Origin of the sequence: Salininema proteolyticum, from assembly GCF_042685645.1 — a bacterium.
Classification (GTDB): domain Bacteria; phylum Actinomycetota; class Actinomycetes; order Mycobacteriales; family Micromonosporaceae; genus Salininema; species Salininema proteolyticum.
This window is the reverse complement of sequence record NZ_JBHUNX010000001.1, coordinates 3,223,105-3,239,423: the sequence shown is the minus strand read 5'-3', so window position 1 is coordinate 3,239,423 and position 16,319 is coordinate 3,223,105. Positions and strand designations below refer to the sequence as shown.

The following is a 16,319-nucleotide window of genomic DNA, read 5'->3' as shown; positions in this document are numbered from 1 at the left end:
GTGGGGCGGGCTCGTCCGTCCGGCGCCGCGTCTGAACCGTTGCGATTCCAGGTCCGCACTCCCGCAACGGAGTTGCGGCCCGACAGCGACGGGCAAAGTAAGTCAAACCAGATTTAACTAGTCCACAGGAGGACAAGTGGCTAAGGAAAAGTTCGAGCGGAACAAGCCGCACATCAACATCGGCACGCTCGGTCACGTCGACCACGGCAAGACCACGCTGACGGCCGCCATCACCAAGGTCCTGCACGACAAGCACCCGGACCTGAACCCCTACACGCCGTTCGACGAGATCGACAACGCGCCTGAGGAGAAGCAGCGCGGTATCACGATCTCCATCTCGCACGTCGAGTACCAGACCGAGGGCCGTCACTACGCTCACGTCGACTGCCCCGGTCACGCCGACTACATCAAGAACATGATCACCGGTGCCGCTCAGATGGACGGCGCCATCCTGGTCGTGTCCGCCGCCGACGGCCCGATGCCGCAGACCCGCGAGCACGTGCTGCTGGCCCGCCAGGTGGGCGTCCCCTACATCGTCGTGGCCCTGAACAAGGCCGACATGGTCGACGATGAGGAGATCCTCGAGCTGGTCGAGATGGAGGTCCGCGAGCTGCTGAGCGAGCAGGAGTTCCCGGGCGACGACGCCCCGGTCATCCAGGTTTCCGCTCTGAAGGCCCTCGAGGGCGACGAGAAGTGGGGCAACGCCGTTGCCGAGCTCATGTCCGCCGTCGACGAGTCCATCCCGGAGCCGGAGCGTGAGATCGACAAGGAATTCCTCATGCCCGTCGAGGACGTCTTCACGATCACTGGTCGTGGAACCGTCGTCACCGGTCGTGTGGAGCGCGGCGTTCTGAAGCCGAACGAGGACGTCGAGATCACCGGCATCACCGAGAAGCCGATCAACACCAAGGTCACCGCGATCGAGATGTTCCGCAAGACCCTGGACGACGCCCGCGCCGGAGAGAACGTCGGACTGCTGCTCCGCGGCACCAAGCGCGAGGAGGTGGAGCGCGGCCAGGTCGTCGTCCGTCCGGGCACCACCACCCCGCACACCGAGTTCGAGGGCGAGGTGTACATCCTCAACAAGGACGAGGGTGGCCGCCACACCCCGTTCTTCAACAACTACCGTCCGCAGTTCTACTTCCGTACGACTGACGTGACCGGTGTTGTGACCCTGCCCGAGGGCAAGGAAATGGTCATGCCCGGCGACAACACCTCCATGAAGGTCGAGCTGATCCAGCCCGTCGCCATGGACGAGGGCCTGCTCTTCGCGATCCGCGAGGGTGGCCGCACCGTCGGCTCGGGCCGCGTCACCAAGGTCATCAAGTAATCGCGATGATCTGAGGGCGTGAGTCCTAGAACGCGGAAAGGCCCGCTGGAACTCCGGTTCCGGCGGGCCTTTCCGCGTCTTCAGCCGATGCCCTGTCGGTCGGGTTCGAGGGCGAACCGGGCGTCCGCGGGGTTGGGGACGGCGGCGGCGACGTCGGCCCGCAACTGGTCGAGGTGCCGGTGGAGGGGGTCCCGGCGGTCGTCGGGGACGATGCCGGCGAGGTCGGTGAGGGCCGCGGAGAGGCGGCGGGTCACCTGCGGAGAGTCCGCGCCGTAGGAGCGGATCTCGGTGAAGGCGAGGTCGACCAGGGACGTCCAGGTGGAGTGCCGGGTCAGCAGGCGGATCTCGCCCTTCTTGTCGGAGAAGGCGGTCTGCTCGAAGGGCGCGTGGCACAGGTGCCCGAGGAGCTCCTGGAGGCGGTCGATGACCTGGACGGCAGTGGTCGGGTCGTTGACGCCGGGGGAGAGGGCCTTACAGGCGATATCGGCCAGCTGGCGCAGGCCGAAGGCGACGTCCTGGTACAGGGACCTGTCGGCGCCCACGGACAGGCACTTGGCGAGCAGGTGCGGGCGGAAGTCACCGCCGGTGACGCGGGCGATCGGCGTGCCGGTCGTGATGAAGTCGCCGGGCCGGGGGATCAGCCTTATGAGCACTCCGTGCCGCCGCGCGTAGCGGACGAGGCGGACGATGTCGACGTCCTGGAGCGCGCCGGACTTTCCGTCGTGGGTGAGCACCAGCGGCTCGTGCTCCGGCTCGGGCAGGCCGGGGGCCAGTTCGCCCCCGCGGGAGGTTCGGCTCAGGTAGCGCATGGTCTTCAGGGTGTCGCGGGAGATCACGTCTACGACCTCGGAGAGGCGCAGCAGGCTGATGGTCGAGTCGACGTAGATGATGAAGAGGAAGAGGCTGGCGAAGACGAGCAGGATGGCCGTCAGCGAGCCGAAGAAGGGGACCGTGGTCAGTTCCGACCCCTCCTGGTAGTCGGCGAACTCGAGGGAGATCAGCATGGAGTAGACGAAGGTCCCGAGGAAGATCGAGAGGGTCGCCTTGGTGATGCGGGAGCGCACGTAGAGCAGCAGGACCCGCTGGGAGAAGGAGTTCGCGGCCATCTGCAGGGCGACGAGGGATATGGAGAAGACCACGCCGACGAAGGTGAGCATGGCGGAGGAGACGGTGTTGACCATCGCGGAGGCCGGCCTGGTGAGGACGGCGAGGTCGGTGAGGAGCGGTTCGAGGCTGGCCTCCCGGAACAGCCGGCTGAGCAGGTCGTCGGCCCACCAGGCGGCCACGGCGAGCGCCGCGGACGCGACGATGGCCAGTCCGGGCAGCACGACGAAGGAGTTGCGCAGGTGTTCGCGCATGGTCGAGAGCCGGCGATGCCGGTAGGCGGGTATGACCTTCACCCGGCCATTGTCGGGGAAGTCCGGGCGGTGTGGGGCGGTTTCGTCCGGAGTCGTCCGTTGTGCTCCGGTGAACCCCGGAACCGGGGGTCTGTCGGGAGAACGCGAGCCTTCGGCATACTGGGTGTGCATGGTGGCGGGGCCGGCCCGCCGTCCCCCGACCGAAAAGAGGACCCATGGGCGAGATCTTGCAGGTGGCGATCCCGTTCGGCGCCGTGGCGATGCTTGCGACGGCCATCGTCAGGCGCGGCTGGAAGCGTTTCACCTCCAGCGCGATCTTCGAGGACCTGGAGGCGAGCTTCTTCTGGGCCGCCATGTTCGGTCTGATCGCCGGCGCGGTCTTCCATCCCCAGACTGTGGAGAGCCTGAGCTCGGTGCTCTGGTACGGACTGTTCCAGCCGGCCCTCCTGGCCGCGTTCGGGACCTTCGCGTTCTCGGACGGGAAGGGGATCCGCACGTGGGCCGGGATGGTCTTCGGGGCCGTGGCGCTCGTCCTGGGGCTGCTGGTCGGCTGGAACGCCGGGGCGTTCTAGATGAGCATTTCCCATCGGTGCCGCGCGGCGGGTCGGCGGCGATGGGAAACGGTCATCTAGGCCGTCGGCCGGTCCAGGGCGAAGGCGATCAGCCGGATCCCGGGGACGGGGGTCCAGTCCCGCTCGGGGACCCTGTCGAAGCCGAGCTTGGTGTAGATCCGGTGGGCGGTGCGCATAGCGTCCAGGGAGGACAGTGCGATGCCCTGCGCGCCGAGCTCAGCGAAGGCGAGGTCCACGACGGCTCGGGCGAGACGGGTCCCCACGCCTCTCCCGCCGGCCTCGGGATCGACGGCGAGGGCCCGGATCTCCGCTTCGGCCGGTCCGGCGATCTCGGACTCGGCCGATCCCGGAGGGGTGAGGGCGATGCCGCCGAGGACCCTGTCGTTCTCGACGGCGACGAGGACCGGTCCCGTCGCGGCCCGGGAGGCCACGTCGCGGAGGTAGTCGGCGTAGCCGTCCCCTTCGGCGAGGTATCCGGCGCTCTCGTAGGCGGCTACGGTGACCTCGCCGAGGGGGTGGTACTCGTGAGATCGTATCGGTCGGATGGTGATGGACATGCTTCGATCCTAGCTCCGGGGTGCGACGTCCCGGAGAAGCGTGTTGACGACCGCGGCGGCGCGCCCGGCGTCGTCGACCGAGATGGTCAGCTGTGGCTTTCTCTTGCGCCGCAGTACGAGGCATTCCCCGTTGCGGAACATGACCGCGAGTCCGCCGGGGTAGGAGCGCCAGCCCCACCCGCCCACCTCTGAACCGGTGCGCGTCTGCACGGAGGCCTCTTCGATCTCGGAGAGCGGGGTCCGCACGGAGGGCCATGCGAAGGGGCCGAAGGAGACGCGGACGCCGTCGCGCCCGACGCTGACGGTCAGCGACAGGAGTAGCGCCGCCGCCAGGCAGCCGATGACGGCGACGGCCAGGGAGATCCAGGTCGACACGGTGCGGTCGGCGACGAGGAGGCCGGACAGCGCAGTCACGGCGGCCGCGGCGGCCAGGAGCCAGCGCAGGGCGGGATTGCTGAGGCTGCCGGTCCAAGCCAGCCGGGTGCCGGGAGGCACGTCCAGGGGCTCGGCCGGGGTGTTCGCCTCCGGTGCCTGGTCCGGTCCGCGCCGTCCGATGAGGAATCCGAGTGCTCCGAACGCTATGGCGAAGGCGCCGAGCCACATCATCGGCAGGGCCGGCGAACCCGCGTCCTGCCACGAGGCGGCGCCCTGGTTGGCGTGCGCCGTGCCGATCGCGGCCCCGGCCATGATCCCGTTCCATACCCCGGCGAAGGAGGCGAGTGCGGACCGGGTCGAGCGGCGGGACAGGTCGTTCGCCATGCCCTTCAAGCCGAACGCCAGGAGGAGGTTCCCGGCGGCGACGGCGGCGGTGACCCCGAGGAAGAAGGCGGCGGGCGCCGCCGAGGAGTCGGGGGTCGTGCCGGACCAGTGGACGGCGATCTCGGCGGGGTAGGGGGCGAGGTAGAAGTACGCGCCCCACAGGAGGACGAGGGAGGCGGCGGTGGCGGCGGCCAGGAAGCGGAGTACGGCCGGCCGGGTGGTGAGAGTGCCCGTGGAGTTCACGATGGGCGCCTTTCGATGAGCCGGGCGAGGTCGGCCGCGCTGTAGCCGAGCCGGCGCCCTTCGGACAGGAGTCTGTCGATGAGGTCGTCGAGGGTGCTCTGGGGCCGCGCCGTCCCCGTGACGTGCACGCCTCGGCCTCTCCGGAATTCGAGGAGGCCCTCGTCCCGCAGGCCTCGCAGGGCCCGCAGCACCGTGTTGGGGTTGATGTCCAGTTGGGCGGCCAGTTCCTTGGCGGGGGGCAGCCGGTCGCCCGGGGTGAGGTCGCCGTCCTGGACGGCGCGTCGGACCGCCCGCGCCACCTGTTCGTGGAGCGGCGCGGCGTCTGTCGGGTCGATGGAGATCAACATGATGCTAATGACACTAGCATCATTATCTCGATAGTGCTACCGCTCCGACTCGTGCGCCGCGAAGTAGACGCCGTACTCGCGCGTGCCGGACCCGGTGTCCTCCTCGGCGATGTACTCCTCGAACAGGGCCTGGACCCGGTCGAAGAACTCGCGTCTCCGCTTCTCGTTCAGGCGGACGGTGAAGCGCGTGGAGTTGGCCATGCCGCCGGAGGCCTCCGACTCGGCGACGAAGGCGTCCCGCATGGCCTTCGAGGTCTCGGGGTAGGTGTCGGGTCCGTAGTCCAGCTCCCAGGTGACGCCGGTGGCCAGGTAGGGGATCTCGCGCGCGCCGCGTTTGCCGGTGCGCGGCTCCTGGGGGACGAGGAAGCCGACGTCGACGAGCTTGCGGACGTGGTGCAGCGCGGTCCCGGTGTTCATCTCCAGGCGCGCGGCGATCTCCTTGTTGGTGAGGGGGTTGCGCAGGCACAGCCGCAGGATGCGCAGCCGGACCTCGGAGGCGACGGCCTTGGCCTGCTCCTTGGTGGCCTGGCGCCGTGGCGACTGGTTGGACTCGGGGTTTCCGCCGGTGCTGTCTGTGCTCATCTTTCCAGGTTAACAACCGATTGAAAAAAGTCAACTGATTGGGACCGAAAGTCATTGATTATTCCCAACTGGTTGGCTAGCCTCAATCACATGGTCGATTTCTCCCGTCGCGGCGCCCTCGCCAACCCCGACTTCCGCCGCCTCTACCTCTCCAGCGCCGTGAGCTTTCTGGCCTTCGAGCTCATGGTCTTCGTCTTCCCCCTCGTCGCGCTCCTCACCCTGGACGCGACCGCCTTCGAAATGGGCCTCCTCGTCGCCCTGGAGAAGGCCGCCTTCCTCCTCATCGGACTTCCCACCGGCGTGTGGGTGGACCGCATGCGCCGCCGCCCCATCCTGATCGGCGCCGATCTCCTCCGCGGCGCCCTCCTCCTGTCCGTTCCCGCCGCCTGGGCCCTCGACGCCCTGACCATCTGGCAGCTCTACGCGGTGGCCCTCCTCCTGGGCGCCTGCACCGTCTTCTACGACGTGGCCTACAACAGCTTCGTTCCCGGCATCGTGGGCAAGGACCAGCTGATGGACGCCAACGGGCGGCTTGAGGCCCTGCGCTCCGGCATCACGCTCGCCGCCCCGGGCGCCGGCGGCAACCTCGTCGGTTGGCTGGGAGCCCCCGTCGCCCTCGTCGCCAGCGGGGCCGGCATCGCGGCCTCCGCCGGATGGGTGGCCCGGATCAAGGCCGTCGAGAACCCCGTCCCCCGAGACGGCAAAGGCATGTGGGAACAGGTCAAGGAGGGCTTCGGCTTCATCTGGAAGGAGAGGGTCATCCGGGGGACCGCCGTCTGCACCGGCCTGGCCAACCTCTTCTACAGCGCCTTCATCGCCATCTCGACGCTCTACCTCGTCCGCGACCTGGGACTGTCGGTGACCACGGTCGGCTACCTGGGCATCGTCGGGGGACTGGGCGGCGTCTTCGGCGGCGCCATGAGCCGCCGCTGCGCCCGCCTCTTCGGCTTCGGCAAGTCGATCTACCTGGGCACGGTCGGCGCCTCGGCCGCCGTCGGACTGGTCGGCTTCGCCCGGCCGGGAACCCCCGCCGCGATCCCGATCGTCGGCGCCGGCATGTTCCTCATGACCTTCTTCGTGGTCGTCTACAACGTCAACCAGCTCAGCTACCGCCAGCGCATGACGCCCTCGCGCATTCTCGGCCGCATGACCGCCTCGGTGCGGACCCTGGCCTGGGGCAGCATGCCGACCGGCTCGCTGATCGGCGGGCTCGTCGGGGAGGCCTACGGAGCCAGGGCCGTCGTCTGGACGGCCGCGATCGGAGCGCTCCTGGCCGTCGTCCCCCTCCTGACCACCCCGCTGTGGGGTATGAGAACGATGCCCGAACCGGCGGAGGAGGTGGTCCCCGCGACGAGACAGTGATTTCCGGTTGAGGGCAGGGGCCGCCTCCGTGGGCCCCTGCCTTTCTCGCGCCCTAGTCCTGACCGGCCGCCCACATGACGATGCCGGGCAGCAGGAAGATCACGGCGACGATGAACAGGATCGGGAAGACGAGTGCGGCGATGAGGAACAGGGTTCGTTTCGCGGTCATGCGCACACGGTAGCCTCCGCCGTCCACCGCGCCCTAGTAGTGGATGTAGGAACCGCCGTTGACGGCGATGGTCTGACCGGTGATGAGGCCGGCGCCCTCCGACGCGAGGAACACGGCCGTCGCGGCGATGTGGGCGGGCTCGCCCGCCTTCTTCAACAGCGTCTCCTCGATCAGCCGGTCGTGGTGGGGCGCCCTGCCTCCCTCGAAGAACTCCGTGTCCATGATGTACCCTGGAGCGATCGTGTTGGCGGTGATCCCCTCTGGGCCGCCCTTGCGCGCCACCCCGGTCGACCAGCCGATGACGCCGGCCTTGGCCGCCCCGTAGAGCCCGTTGCCGCGCTGCGCGGCCAGGGAGCTGAGGTTGACGACGCGCCCGCCCGGCCGCGCCAGGTTCTCCCACAGCGCCTCGGTCAGGAGGACCGCCGAGGTCAGGTTCAAGTCGATCATCCGGCGGACGCCCTCGGCGCCCTTCGGGTCGTACTCGTCGTCGATCAGGCCCCCGGCATTGTTGACCAGCACGTCGACCGTCCCGTCCGTCAGGGATCCGGCGACGGCCCCGACTCCCTCGGGAGTGGTCAGGTCGGCCGGGACGCAGTCGACAGCCGTGCCCGGCAGCTCGGCGGCGACCTCCGCGAGCTTCTCCTCGCGGCGCCCCACGAGCGTGAGGCTGTCGCCCCTCTCGGCGAAGGCGTGGGCGATGGCGCGGCCGATACCGGTTCCGCCGCCGGTGACTACGGTGTGAGCCATGGTGGGACCTTTCTACAGAGCGTGCGCCGACATCATAGGCGCGCCGCCCTCCCGCGTCAAAACCGTTCTCACGCTTTGAGGAAGGCCAGCACCGCCTTGACCCGGCGGTGCTGGTCGCCCGCCGCGGTGAGACCGAGCTTGGTGAAGATGTTGCGGATGTGCTTCTCCACCGCGCCGTCGGAGACGAACAGCTTGGCGGCGATCGCCTTGTTGGCGTAGCCCTCCGCCATCAGCCCCAGGACCTCGCGCTCGCGCACGGTGAGGTCCTCGAGGGGCTCGCGGCGGCGCGTCATGAGCTGGGAGATGACCTGCGGGTCGAAGACGGTGCCGCCGACGGCGACCCGTTCGAGGGCGTCCATGAAGTCGTCGGCGGAGATGACCCGCTCCTTGAGCAGGTACCCCACGCCTCCCTTGGACCCGGCGACCAGGTCCTGGGCGTAGGAGAGCTCGACGTACTGGGAGAGGATGAGCACGGGGGCGCCCGGGGTGCTCTCGCGGATCTCGAGGGCGGCGCGCAGGCCCTCGTCGACGAAGGACGGCGGCATGCGCACGTCGATGATGGACACGTCGGGGCGGTGCGCCGCGACCGCCTCCACGAGGGAGGCGGCGTCGGCGGTCTCGGCCACGACCTCGTGGCCGAACTCCTCCAGGAGTTTGACGATGCCGGTGCGGATGAGCACGGCGTCGTCGGCGATGACTATGCGCATGGAACCTCGGCGACTACGACGGTGGGACCCCCCTCGGGGGAGTCGACGGACAGTTGGCCCTCCACCGACTTTACCCTCTCGGCGAGGCCCGCCAGACCGTGTCCCTTGGAGAGGTTCGCTCCACCGATCCCGTTGTCGGTCACGCACACCGCCATGGTCGTCGCGTCGTCCCGGACGACGACGGAGATCTGGGTGGCTCGGGAGTGCTTGGCGGCGTTGGCCAGCGACTCGGCGATGACGAAGTACACGGTGTTCTCCACCTGGCTGGGGTAACGGCCCGCGATGTCGGCGTCGACGGCCACGGGGATCATCGAGCGGGCCGCCAGGGCCTCGATCGCCGAGGGCAGGCCGCGGTCGGCGAGGACCGGCGGGGCGATGCCGCGGGAGAGGCTGCGCAGTTCGTCGATGGTCAACCGGGTCTGGTCGATGGCGGTGTCCAGGGTCTCGCGGGCGGCCTCGGGGTCGCGGTCCATCTGGCGCTTGACCCGGGCCAGCTCCATGCCGAGGTTGACCAGCTGCTGCTGCGGCCCGTCGTGGATGTCGCGCTCGATGCGGCGCAGGGCCTCCGACTCGGCCGACTGGGCGGCGGCGCGGGACTCGGAGAGGTCGCTGATGCGCTGGGTGAAGTGCGCGGTGGCGTTGAGCATGCCCTGGGCCATGGAGCCCTGGATGAGGGCGGTGGTCCGCATGACGTAGGGCAGGGTCAGGGCGAAGACGAGGCCGCCGGCGACGGCGACGGCCGACTGGGCGAGGTAGCTGTCGCCGAGGCCGAGGAACCGGGAGGCGTAGGCGATGCCCTGCTCGTCGACCGCGCCGGTGGTCGCCACGATGATCCAGTCGTAGGCCGGCCACAGGAGCGCGGCGACGGTGACGGACCACCAGACGACGGTGATGACGAAGCCGAAGATGGCCAGGGGCAGGTTGATGATCGCCCACAGGACGTTGAGCCAGGACTGGGCGTCGAAGATCGGCTGGACCATGCGGCGCAGGGGCCCGGCGCCCTCCGGCGGGCGGGAGTAGGAGATCCGCGGGGTGGGCCGGGTGAAGGCGGGGGCGCCGAGGGACAGCTCGGCGATGCGGAAACCGCGCGAGGCCAGCAGCCCGGCGGCCAGGACGGGCACGCCGATCCAGATGATGGCGGTGGCGACTCCGACGACGGTGAGGACGAGGAGGGTGATGAAGGCGGCCAGGGACACGGGGAACGAGGCCAGGTTGTAGACGCTGTCCCGGCGCAGTCGCCGCATTGTGCTTTCCATGTCCTCAACCTTAGGGTCGGGCGCTCTCGCAGGCCATGCGGTACACCGGTTTCTCCGTGGTGGGGATAGCCCCACCACGGGGGCGTCGGGCGGTGCGCGGCGGGGGAAGCAGCAAGCCCGCCGCGCACCTCGGGCCGGGAGCGCGGGTCAGAGGACGCCGTCCTCCCACGGTCCCCAGATCGCGATCGTGCGTCCGGGGGTGCCGGGGTTCGCGGGGTCGCCGGAGGTGGATCCCTGCAGGTTGGCGAAGAGGATCTCCCCGTCGGGGGAGAACGTCGCCCCGCACCACTCGTCGTCGCCGGGGTCGACGCAGAAGGGGAAGGCCGTCCCGTCCTGGGTGATGCCGCGCAGGGCGGGCTTGGAGCGGGAGGTGTCCTCGCAGACGATCAGGTTGCCCGAGGGGGTGACGGTGATGTTGTCGGGGAAGGACAGGGTCTTGGCGTTCGGGGACTCGAAGACGAGCGTGAGCGTGTCGCCGTCCTCGCCCGGGCGGTACTCCCAGACCTGGCCCTCGCCGGCGTCGCCGCCGTTGGTGGAGGAGATGTAGACGGCGCCCTCGCCCCACCAGCACCCCTCCAGGCGGCCGAAGGTCGCCGCGCCCAGCCCGTGGCCCTGTTTGTAGACGGCCAGCGCGTCGTCCTCGGCGTCGGCCGGGTCGGGGTCGGCGATGTCGACCCACTCGACGGGGAGGCCCTCCCGGGGCTCTTGGCCGGTGCGCGTGTCGTACTGCCACTCGTCGCGGACCTTGAGCATCTGGAGCCGGCCGCCGTCGGCGAGGACTTCGGGCGAGTTCGGGACGAAGCGGTAGAAGCCGGCGGTGCCGCGGTCCTCGGTCTCGTAGACGATCGACGTCGCGGGGTCGACGGCGACGGCCTCGTGGACGAAGCGGCCCATCTCCTTGAGCGGGACCGGGACGACGGGGGAGTCCTGGTCGGCGGGGACCTCGAAGATGTAGCCGTGGTCCTCGGCCCAGCCCTCGCCCGGGCCGGAGGTGGTCTCCTCGCAGGAGAGCCACGTGCCCCACGGGGTCGGCCCTCCGGCGCAGTTGACGATGGTGCCCGCCAGCGAGGTCCAGGTCTGGAGCAGTTCGGGGGTTCCGCAGTCGGTGCGCACGACGAGGGTGGTGGTGCCGCCCGCGCCGTCCTCGTCGTAGCGGTCCTCGGGGGCGCCGGAGGGGGTGGTGGAGCCGTGGTCGGTGCGCTCCTCGTGGTTGCGGACCAGGCGGACGGTGCCGGGCTCGGTGCCGGGGAAGGCGGCCATGCCGTCGTGGCCCAGCGGGGTGGTGAAGCCGTCGCCCAGGGCGGTCCCGGCCAGGCCGAAGAGGGTGAAGTCGAATCCCTCGGGCAGGTGCAGGGTCTGCTCGTAGCCCGTCTCGGGGTCGGTGCGGGTGACGGGGGTGAGGCGGCCGTAGCCTCCGTCGCCCTTCGGTTTCCCGGGCTTGCGGCCCTTCTTCGCCTCGGCGGCCCGGACGGTGAGGCCCTCCATGGCGGCGACGGCGAAGATCCCGGCGGCCGTGCCCTGGAGGAGGCGGCGGCGGTTCGCTCGGGCGGAGTGGATATTCATTCGGATTGCTCCTTAACACAGGCAACGTGTGCCTGTCAGTATCGGCGCGTCCCCCTACGGCGACGCGAACGGAAGACCAACAGGAAAGAACATCGTATTGACATCTATAGACTTAGTCCATGCCTGTGCATGGGCAATGCCCTTGGCGTCTAATGACAAGGAGGTTAACCGAAGAACGCCCCGCACGGGGTGGATATCCGTACATCGTTTCCTCCCACCGGAAAGCGGGAGGAAACGACGCGTCCTCAAAGGCAGCAGCGGTACATCTCCGCCGACGTGCGCACCCGCAGAGTCTCTTCGACCCGGAAGTGGTCCTTCAGCGCCCGCTCCACCCCGAGCAGGATCTCGCCGAACTCCGCCTCGGAGAAGGCGGTGAACGACCGGGCCGTGGCCAGGTAGGCCAGGACGGGCTCCGGGTCGGGCACGGCCAGCACGCCGTTCATGGGAACGGACTCGACGTGCGGGAAGGACGCGCCCAGGACGTCGGCGGCGTTGGCGGAGTTGAAGGGGTGGTTCTCCGCGTCGGCGAACCGCACCTCCGTCCCGGCGGCGGCGCTGAACAGCTCCCAGATCTCCTCCAGGTGGTCGGTGCCGATCGTGGAGGCCAGCAGGACGCCGTCGGGGCGCAGGACGCGGGAGAACTCCCGGAGCGCCCTGTCGACGTCGGGCACGTGGTAGAGCATGTGCATCGCGAGGACCGCGTCGAGCGACTCGTCGGCGAAGGGCAGGTCCTGGGCGTCGGCGACGACCTTCGGGCCGTCCAGGTCGGCGAGGATGCCGGGGGAGAGGTCCACGGCGGTGACCTCCGCGGCGGGGAAGCGCTCGCGCAGGGACTCGGTGTACCGGCCGTTGCCGCAGCCGATGTCGGCGACGGCCGGGGAGGAGGGCGCGTCGGCGGTGTGGTCGGCGAGGAGGTCGCCGGCGGTCCCGACGAGGTCCACGGCCGGGCCCACCCGGTGGCGGTAGATGGCCTGCCGTGCGGCGAGCCCGTCGCCGGTGGCGTACTGCTCGAGGACGCGTCGGCGGTCGTTGACGGGAAAACGAGGGTCGACCATGCGGTCTCCTAATCCCGGGCACAAGCGGTTTCGGGGCGGAGCGACACCCTACCAGGGCCCGGGACCAGGACAGGTGTCGGACTCAGCCCAGCCCGTACCAGCAGGGGATCAGCGTGGGGCTGTCCTCGGCGATCCGGAGCCGCTCGCCGGTGTCGGCGAATCCGACGCGCGTGTAGAGCTTCGCCGAGCGTTCGGTGCTGGCCTCCAGGTAGACGGGCAGTCCGCGCTCGTCGGCGTCGGCCAGGACGGCCTCGAGGAGGGCGCCTCCCGCCCCTTGGGAGCGGTGCCGCCGGTCGGTCAGGATATTGGCGACGTAGAGGTGCTCCGGGCCGGTCGGCTGGTGGTCGGCGATGAAGCGCAGGGCCCGTGCCGCCCTTTGCAGGGCGGGGACGTCCGGCATGGCCTCGGCCGCCTCGGCCGTATCCCGGGCGTCCTGTTCGAACGGCTCGCGGTCTCCGACGTGGCTCATGACCGCGACGCAGGCGATCTCGCCGTCTCGCGCCGCGACCCACACCTCGTCGCGAGCGAGGACCTTGGCTACATGGCCGGGCATGTGCTGCTCGATGTAGGCGGCGTAGACCTCCGGGGAGTCGCCGAAGATCCAGTCGTTGACGACCTCGTCGGAGGACGAGCGGCGGTAGACGCCGATGATCCCGTCGGCGTCGTCGGCCCCGGCGCGGCGGACGGTGAAAGGCTGGTTCATGGTGTTCCCTTTGCTCGTTGGTGAACGGTGTTCTAGTCTGGATTCCATGAAAGCAGAGCGGCCCACCGGAGTTAAGCCTTTCGTCACGGATGAGGCCGCGTGACGAAACCGGGCTCCTGCGCGGTGTGCGGGACGGCGCTGCCGGCCGCCGCCACCGGACGTCCGCGCCGCTACTGCTCCCGCGCCTGCCAGGCGAGGGCCTACCGGCGCCGCAAGTCGGAGTCCGCCGTCGCTCCGGTCGCCGCGCCGCCCGGAAGGCTCACCGAGGTGGCCGTCGTCCGCGCCGCCATAGAAATCGCCAACTCCGAGGGCCTGGCCGGGTTGACCATGCGCGGACTCGCCACCGCACTGGGAACGGCCACCGCCGGACTCTACCGGCGCTTCCCCAACCGCAACGCGCTCCTCGCGGCGATGGCCGAGTACGAGCTCGGCGCCGTCGCGTGGCCCGACCGCAGGGAGACCTGGAGCGAGGACCTGGAGGCCGTCGCCTGGACCGAATGGCGCCTCTACCGCCGACGGCCCTGGGTGCTCGCGATCCTGGCCCGCATGCGGCCGCCCTTCAGCCCCGCGCTGGTCGACCTCATGGACCGCTACCACCGGTCCATCGCGCGCGTCCCCGGCGAGCCGGACTTCCTGCCGACCTTCCTGGCCGTCACGGGACTGGTGCAGGGGCTGGCGCTCCTGCCGGTGTCCGAGTCGCCGTCGGCGGAGGACCTCCCGGAGTCGGAGCTCGAGTCGATCGTCGGAATCCTGGCCGACCACCGGGCTCCCGACGTCGCCCGGGCGCTCCTGCACCAGTCCCCGGCCGTCTACGGCGACCTGGACTCCATCGTCCTGCATTCGCTCCGCACGCTCATCGCCGGCCTGGAGCGCACCGGGAGCGCAGGACCGGCATGACGATGTCGTCGACGATCTCGGCGAGGAAGTCCTTCGTCACCGGGCGCTGCATGAGCACGTGGGAACGCACGATGTCCAGCGGCAGGGTGGCGATCTGGTCGCTCATCGCCGACCGGTCGAGCTCTCCGCGGGACTCCGCCCGCTCGTAGACCACGTCGAGCAGCGAGCGCAGGTGCTTGAGGATCGTGTCGTTCAGAAGGGCGAAGTGCTCGCCGTCCACTCCCTCCTGGTCCAAGATCTCCGAGAGCAGCCCGATGATGATCCGGGGGCCCACGGTCATGACCCTCTCCGCCCCGGCCTCCAGCAGCTTGACCAGGTCGTCGCGGAGGTCCCCGGTGTCGGCGAGGTCCTCCTGGCGCGGCAGATTGTCCTGGACCGCCGCTAGGACCAGCGGGACGCGGCCGTCCCAGCGCCGGTAGAGCACCGCTTTGCCCGTGCCCGCGCGCCGCGCGACGCTCTCGATGGACAGGCGCGTGTAGCCGCCCTCGGACACCTCGTCCCAGACTGCCTGGAAGATGGCCGATTCCAGTGCCGCTCCCCGGCGGCGCGTACCGGATTCCGTCAAGACCCTACCTCCCCTAAGAGACGTACCGTTCCTTACATGATACGCTGACGACAATAGCGAACGCATCGTCTCTTATCGAGGTGCATCATGACCCGAACGGACACCGCCCCGACCGAAGCCCCCACCCGGGAGCCCGACCGGCGCACACCCGACCGACTACTACCCGCCCTCCTCGGGGCCCCGCTCCTCCTCGCCGTCCTCCTGACGGCCTTCGCCCTCCCCGCCTCCAAAAGCGAACCCCACGACCTCCCGATCGCACTGGTCGCCCCCGAACCCGTCGCCGCCAAAGCCGCCGAACAACTCGACGGCGTCGCCGACCTCCACCCCGCCGACGGCCCCGACGAGACCCGCGACCTCATAGAGCGACGCGAAGTCTACGGCGCCCTCATCGTCGGACCCGACGGCGTCGAAGTGCAGACCGCCACCGCCGCCGGACCCGCCGTGGCCGGCCTCCTCGACCGACTCGGCGAACGCCTCGCCGCGCAGGCCGACATGCCGCTCGAAACCACCGACGTCGTCCCCACCGCCGAAACCGACCCCAACGGGACCGCCTTCACCGCCTCCGCCTTCCCGCTCGCCGTCGGAGGCATCATCATCGCCGCCCTCCTCACCGCCGCAGCCGCCACCTCGGCCGCCAAACGCGCCACCGGAGCGGTCCTCGCACCCCTCCTCGGCGCCGCGGCCCTCGCCGGCATCATGGTCTGGCCCCTGGAGAGCATCGACGCAGGGGACTACCCGGCCGCCGCCGGGGCTCTCGCCCTGACACTCGCCGCCGTGACATGGACGGTGCTGGGACTCCACGCCCTCGCCGGACGCGTCGGACTGGCGATCGGCGCCGCGACCGTCATGCTCCTCGGAAACCCCTTGTCCGGCATGACGAGCGCACCGGAAATGCTCCCGGAACCATGGGGCGCCGTCGGACAGGGAATGCCGCCGGGCGCCGGAGCCACGCTGCTGCGCACGGTCGTCTTCTTCCCCGAAGCCGATTACGTCCGGTCGGCCGCGACACTGGGGATCTGGCTGTTCTGCGGAGCCGTTCTCTTCTGGATCGGCACCGCCGTCAAAAAGCGGGCAGAGGCCAACGCCTGAAGAACACCACCCACGCCGCGAGCGCCCGGGAACCCGGGCGCTCGCGGCGTCTATAGGGGAAAGCGACGCCGGGTCATGGCGATGCGGGTCCATTGCCCCGTCGGTCCAAGGCGCTGTGCGGGGGCGCGACGGCAGGGTCGCCCTCTCAGGGTGGAAGGTTTTGGCAATGGCCTGTTCGACGAGCACAACGAGAGCCATTGCCCGAGCGGGTGAGAGCCGGGACCGGCGGCTCTCACCCCGACCCTCGTGTTTCGCACGATCCGGGAGGCGCCGTTAGAATGGTCTGCGTCCTCGGTGCGGCTCAACTGATCGGGTGCAATCCGCGCCCACCCGCCGAGTGGACCTGGACCAGTCGGGAATGGGAGTCTACGATGGAAGAGCAGCTCCCAGCTCCCAGCTCCCAGCTCCCAGCTCCCAGCTCCCAGCTCCCAGCTCCCAGCTCCCAGCTCCCAGCTCCC

Annotated in this window: 17 protein-coding genes; 5 read left to right on the top strand and 12 right to left on the bottom strand. The window is 69.9% G+C overall.

Translation table 11 applies throughout. From position 1 onward, the window contains the following. The first annotated feature begins 136 nt into the window (after nucleotides 1–136). The gene (tuf, locus tag ACFTE1_RS15035) at nucleotides 137–1,330 is read left to right on the top strand and encodes an elongation factor Tu (protein ID WP_380620981.1); all 1,194 of its coding nucleotides are present in this window, start codon (nucleotides 137–139) and stop codon (nucleotides 1,328–1,330) included. Between the two features lie 80 nt (nucleotides 1,331–1,410). Here tuf and ACFTE1_RS15030 read toward each other — a convergent pair whose 3' ends face one another. Then, nucleotides 1,411–2,730 (bottom strand): DUF2254 domain-containing protein, encoded by a 1,320-nt coding sequence (locus ACFTE1_RS15030; RefSeq protein ID WP_380620980.1) that lies wholly within the window; start codon nucleotides 2,728–2,730, stop codon nucleotides 1,411–1,413. 173 nt (nucleotides 2,731–2,903) lie between these two features. Here ACFTE1_RS15030 and ACFTE1_RS15025 point away from each other — a divergent pair, with 173 nt between their 5' ends. Next, nucleotides 2,904–3,260 (top strand): hypothetical protein, encoded by a 357-nt coding sequence (locus ACFTE1_RS15025; RefSeq protein WP_380620978.1) that lies wholly within the window; start codon nucleotides 2,904–2,906, stop codon nucleotides 3,258–3,260. A gap of 56 nt (nucleotides 3,261–3,316) precedes the next feature. Here the strand turns inward: ACFTE1_RS15025 and ACFTE1_RS15020 are convergent, their stop codons facing one another. From ACFTE1_RS15020 to ACFTE1_RS15005, 4 genes are read right to left on the bottom strand one after another with little or no spacing between them, the layout of a single operon-like run. Then, nucleotides 3,317–3,817 carry a GNAT family N-acetyltransferase gene (locus ACFTE1_RS15020; protein WP_380620976.1) on the bottom strand — a complete coding sequence of 167 codons (501 nt, stop codon included), beginning with the start codon at nucleotides 3,815–3,817 and terminating at the stop codon, nucleotides 3,317–3,319. A gap of 9 nt (nucleotides 3,818–3,826) precedes the next feature. Then, nucleotides 3,827–4,819 carry a hypothetical protein gene (locus tag ACFTE1_RS15015; protein WP_380620974.1) on the bottom strand — a complete coding sequence of 331 codons (993 nt, stop codon included), beginning with the start codon at nucleotides 4,817–4,819 and terminating at the stop codon, nucleotides 3,827–3,829. Then, on the bottom strand, nucleotides 4,816–5,166 hold the full coding sequence (locus ACFTE1_RS15010; protein ID WP_380620972.1) for a GntR family transcriptional regulator: 351 nt from the start codon (nucleotides 5,164–5,166) through the stop codon (nucleotides 4,816–4,818). The genes ACFTE1_RS15015 and ACFTE1_RS15010 overlap by 4 nt, the downstream gene beginning before the upstream one ends. A 36-nt stretch (nucleotides 5,167–5,202) precedes the next feature. Then, the gene (locus ACFTE1_RS15005; protein ID WP_380620970.1) at nucleotides 5,203–5,748 is read right to left on the bottom strand and encodes an ArsR/SmtB family transcription factor; all 546 of its coding nucleotides are present in this window, start codon (nucleotides 5,746–5,748) and stop codon (nucleotides 5,203–5,205) included. A gap of 90 nt (nucleotides 5,749–5,838) precedes the next feature. On the opposite strand from ACFTE1_RS15005, the gene ACFTE1_RS15000 reads away from it, so the two are divergent. Beyond that, nucleotides 5,839–7,110 carry an MFS transporter gene (locus ACFTE1_RS15000; RefSeq protein WP_380620968.1) on the top strand — a complete coding sequence of 424 codons (1,272 nt, stop codon included), beginning with the start codon at nucleotides 5,839–5,841 and terminating at the stop codon, nucleotides 7,108–7,110. Nucleotides 7,111–7,312: 202 nt separating this feature from the next. Here the strand turns inward: ACFTE1_RS15000 and ACFTE1_RS14995 are convergent, their stop codons facing one another. The 6 genes from ACFTE1_RS14995 to ACFTE1_RS14970 form a co-directional block, all read right to left on the bottom strand. After that, the gene (locus ACFTE1_RS14995; RefSeq protein ID WP_380620966.1) at nucleotides 7,313–8,026 is read right to left on the bottom strand and encodes an SDR family NAD(P)-dependent oxidoreductase; all 714 of its coding nucleotides are present in this window, start codon (nucleotides 8,024–8,026) and stop codon (nucleotides 7,313–7,315) included. 68 nt (nucleotides 8,027–8,094) lie between these two features. Continuing rightward, entirely contained in the window at nucleotides 8,095–8,733 is a 639-nt protein-coding gene (locus ACFTE1_RS14990) for a response regulator transcription factor (protein ID WP_380620964.1), read from the bottom strand. Beyond that, complete coding sequence (locus ACFTE1_RS14985) at nucleotides 8,724–9,989, bottom strand: sensor histidine kinase (protein ID WP_380620962.1); 1,266 nt, start codon at nucleotides 9,987–9,989, stop codon at nucleotides 8,724–8,726. The genes ACFTE1_RS14990 and ACFTE1_RS14985 overlap by 10 nt, the downstream gene beginning before the upstream one ends. 147 nt (nucleotides 9,990–10,136) lie before the next feature. Further along, complete coding sequence (locus tag ACFTE1_RS14980) at nucleotides 10,137–11,552, bottom strand: alkaline phosphatase PhoX (RefSeq protein WP_380620960.1); 1,416 nt, start codon at nucleotides 11,550–11,552, stop codon at nucleotides 10,137–10,139. Between the two features lie 245 nt (nucleotides 11,553–11,797). Beyond that, nucleotides 11,798–12,607, bottom strand: a complete 810-nt coding sequence (locus ACFTE1_RS14975; RefSeq protein WP_380620958.1) for a class I SAM-dependent methyltransferase — start codon at nucleotides 12,605–12,607, stop codon at nucleotides 11,798–11,800. Nucleotides 12,608–12,689: 82 nt separating this feature from the next. Next, nucleotides 12,690–13,310: a GNAT family N-acetyltransferase gene (locus ACFTE1_RS14970; RefSeq protein ID WP_380620956.1), complete on the bottom strand. Its 621-nt coding sequence runs from the start codon at nucleotides 13,308–13,310 to the stop codon at nucleotides 12,690–12,692. Nucleotides 13,311–13,409: 99 nt separating this feature from the next. Here ACFTE1_RS14970 and ACFTE1_RS14965 point away from each other — a divergent pair, with 99 nt between their 5' ends. Continuing rightward, nucleotides 13,410–14,207: a TetR/AcrR family transcriptional regulator gene (locus ACFTE1_RS14965; RefSeq protein WP_380620954.1), complete on the top strand. Its 798-nt coding sequence runs from the start codon at nucleotides 13,410–13,412 to the stop codon at nucleotides 14,205–14,207. On the opposite strand, the gene ACFTE1_RS14960 is transcribed toward ACFTE1_RS14965, so the two are convergent. Next, nucleotides 14,164–14,772 (bottom strand): TetR/AcrR family transcriptional regulator, encoded by a 609-nt coding sequence (locus ACFTE1_RS14960; protein WP_380620952.1) that lies wholly within the window; start codon nucleotides 14,770–14,772, stop codon nucleotides 14,164–14,166. The two genes, ACFTE1_RS14965 and ACFTE1_RS14960, sit on opposite strands and share 44 nt — an antisense overlap. Before the next feature lie 87 nt (nucleotides 14,773–14,859). On the opposite strand from ACFTE1_RS14960, the gene ACFTE1_RS14955 reads away from it, so the two are divergent. Continuing rightward, the gene (locus ACFTE1_RS14955) at nucleotides 14,860–15,861 is read left to right on the top strand and encodes a hypothetical protein (RefSeq protein WP_380620950.1); all 1,002 of its coding nucleotides are present in this window, start codon (nucleotides 14,860–14,862) and stop codon (nucleotides 15,859–15,861) included. Nucleotides 15,862–16,319: the final 458 nt, after the last annotated feature.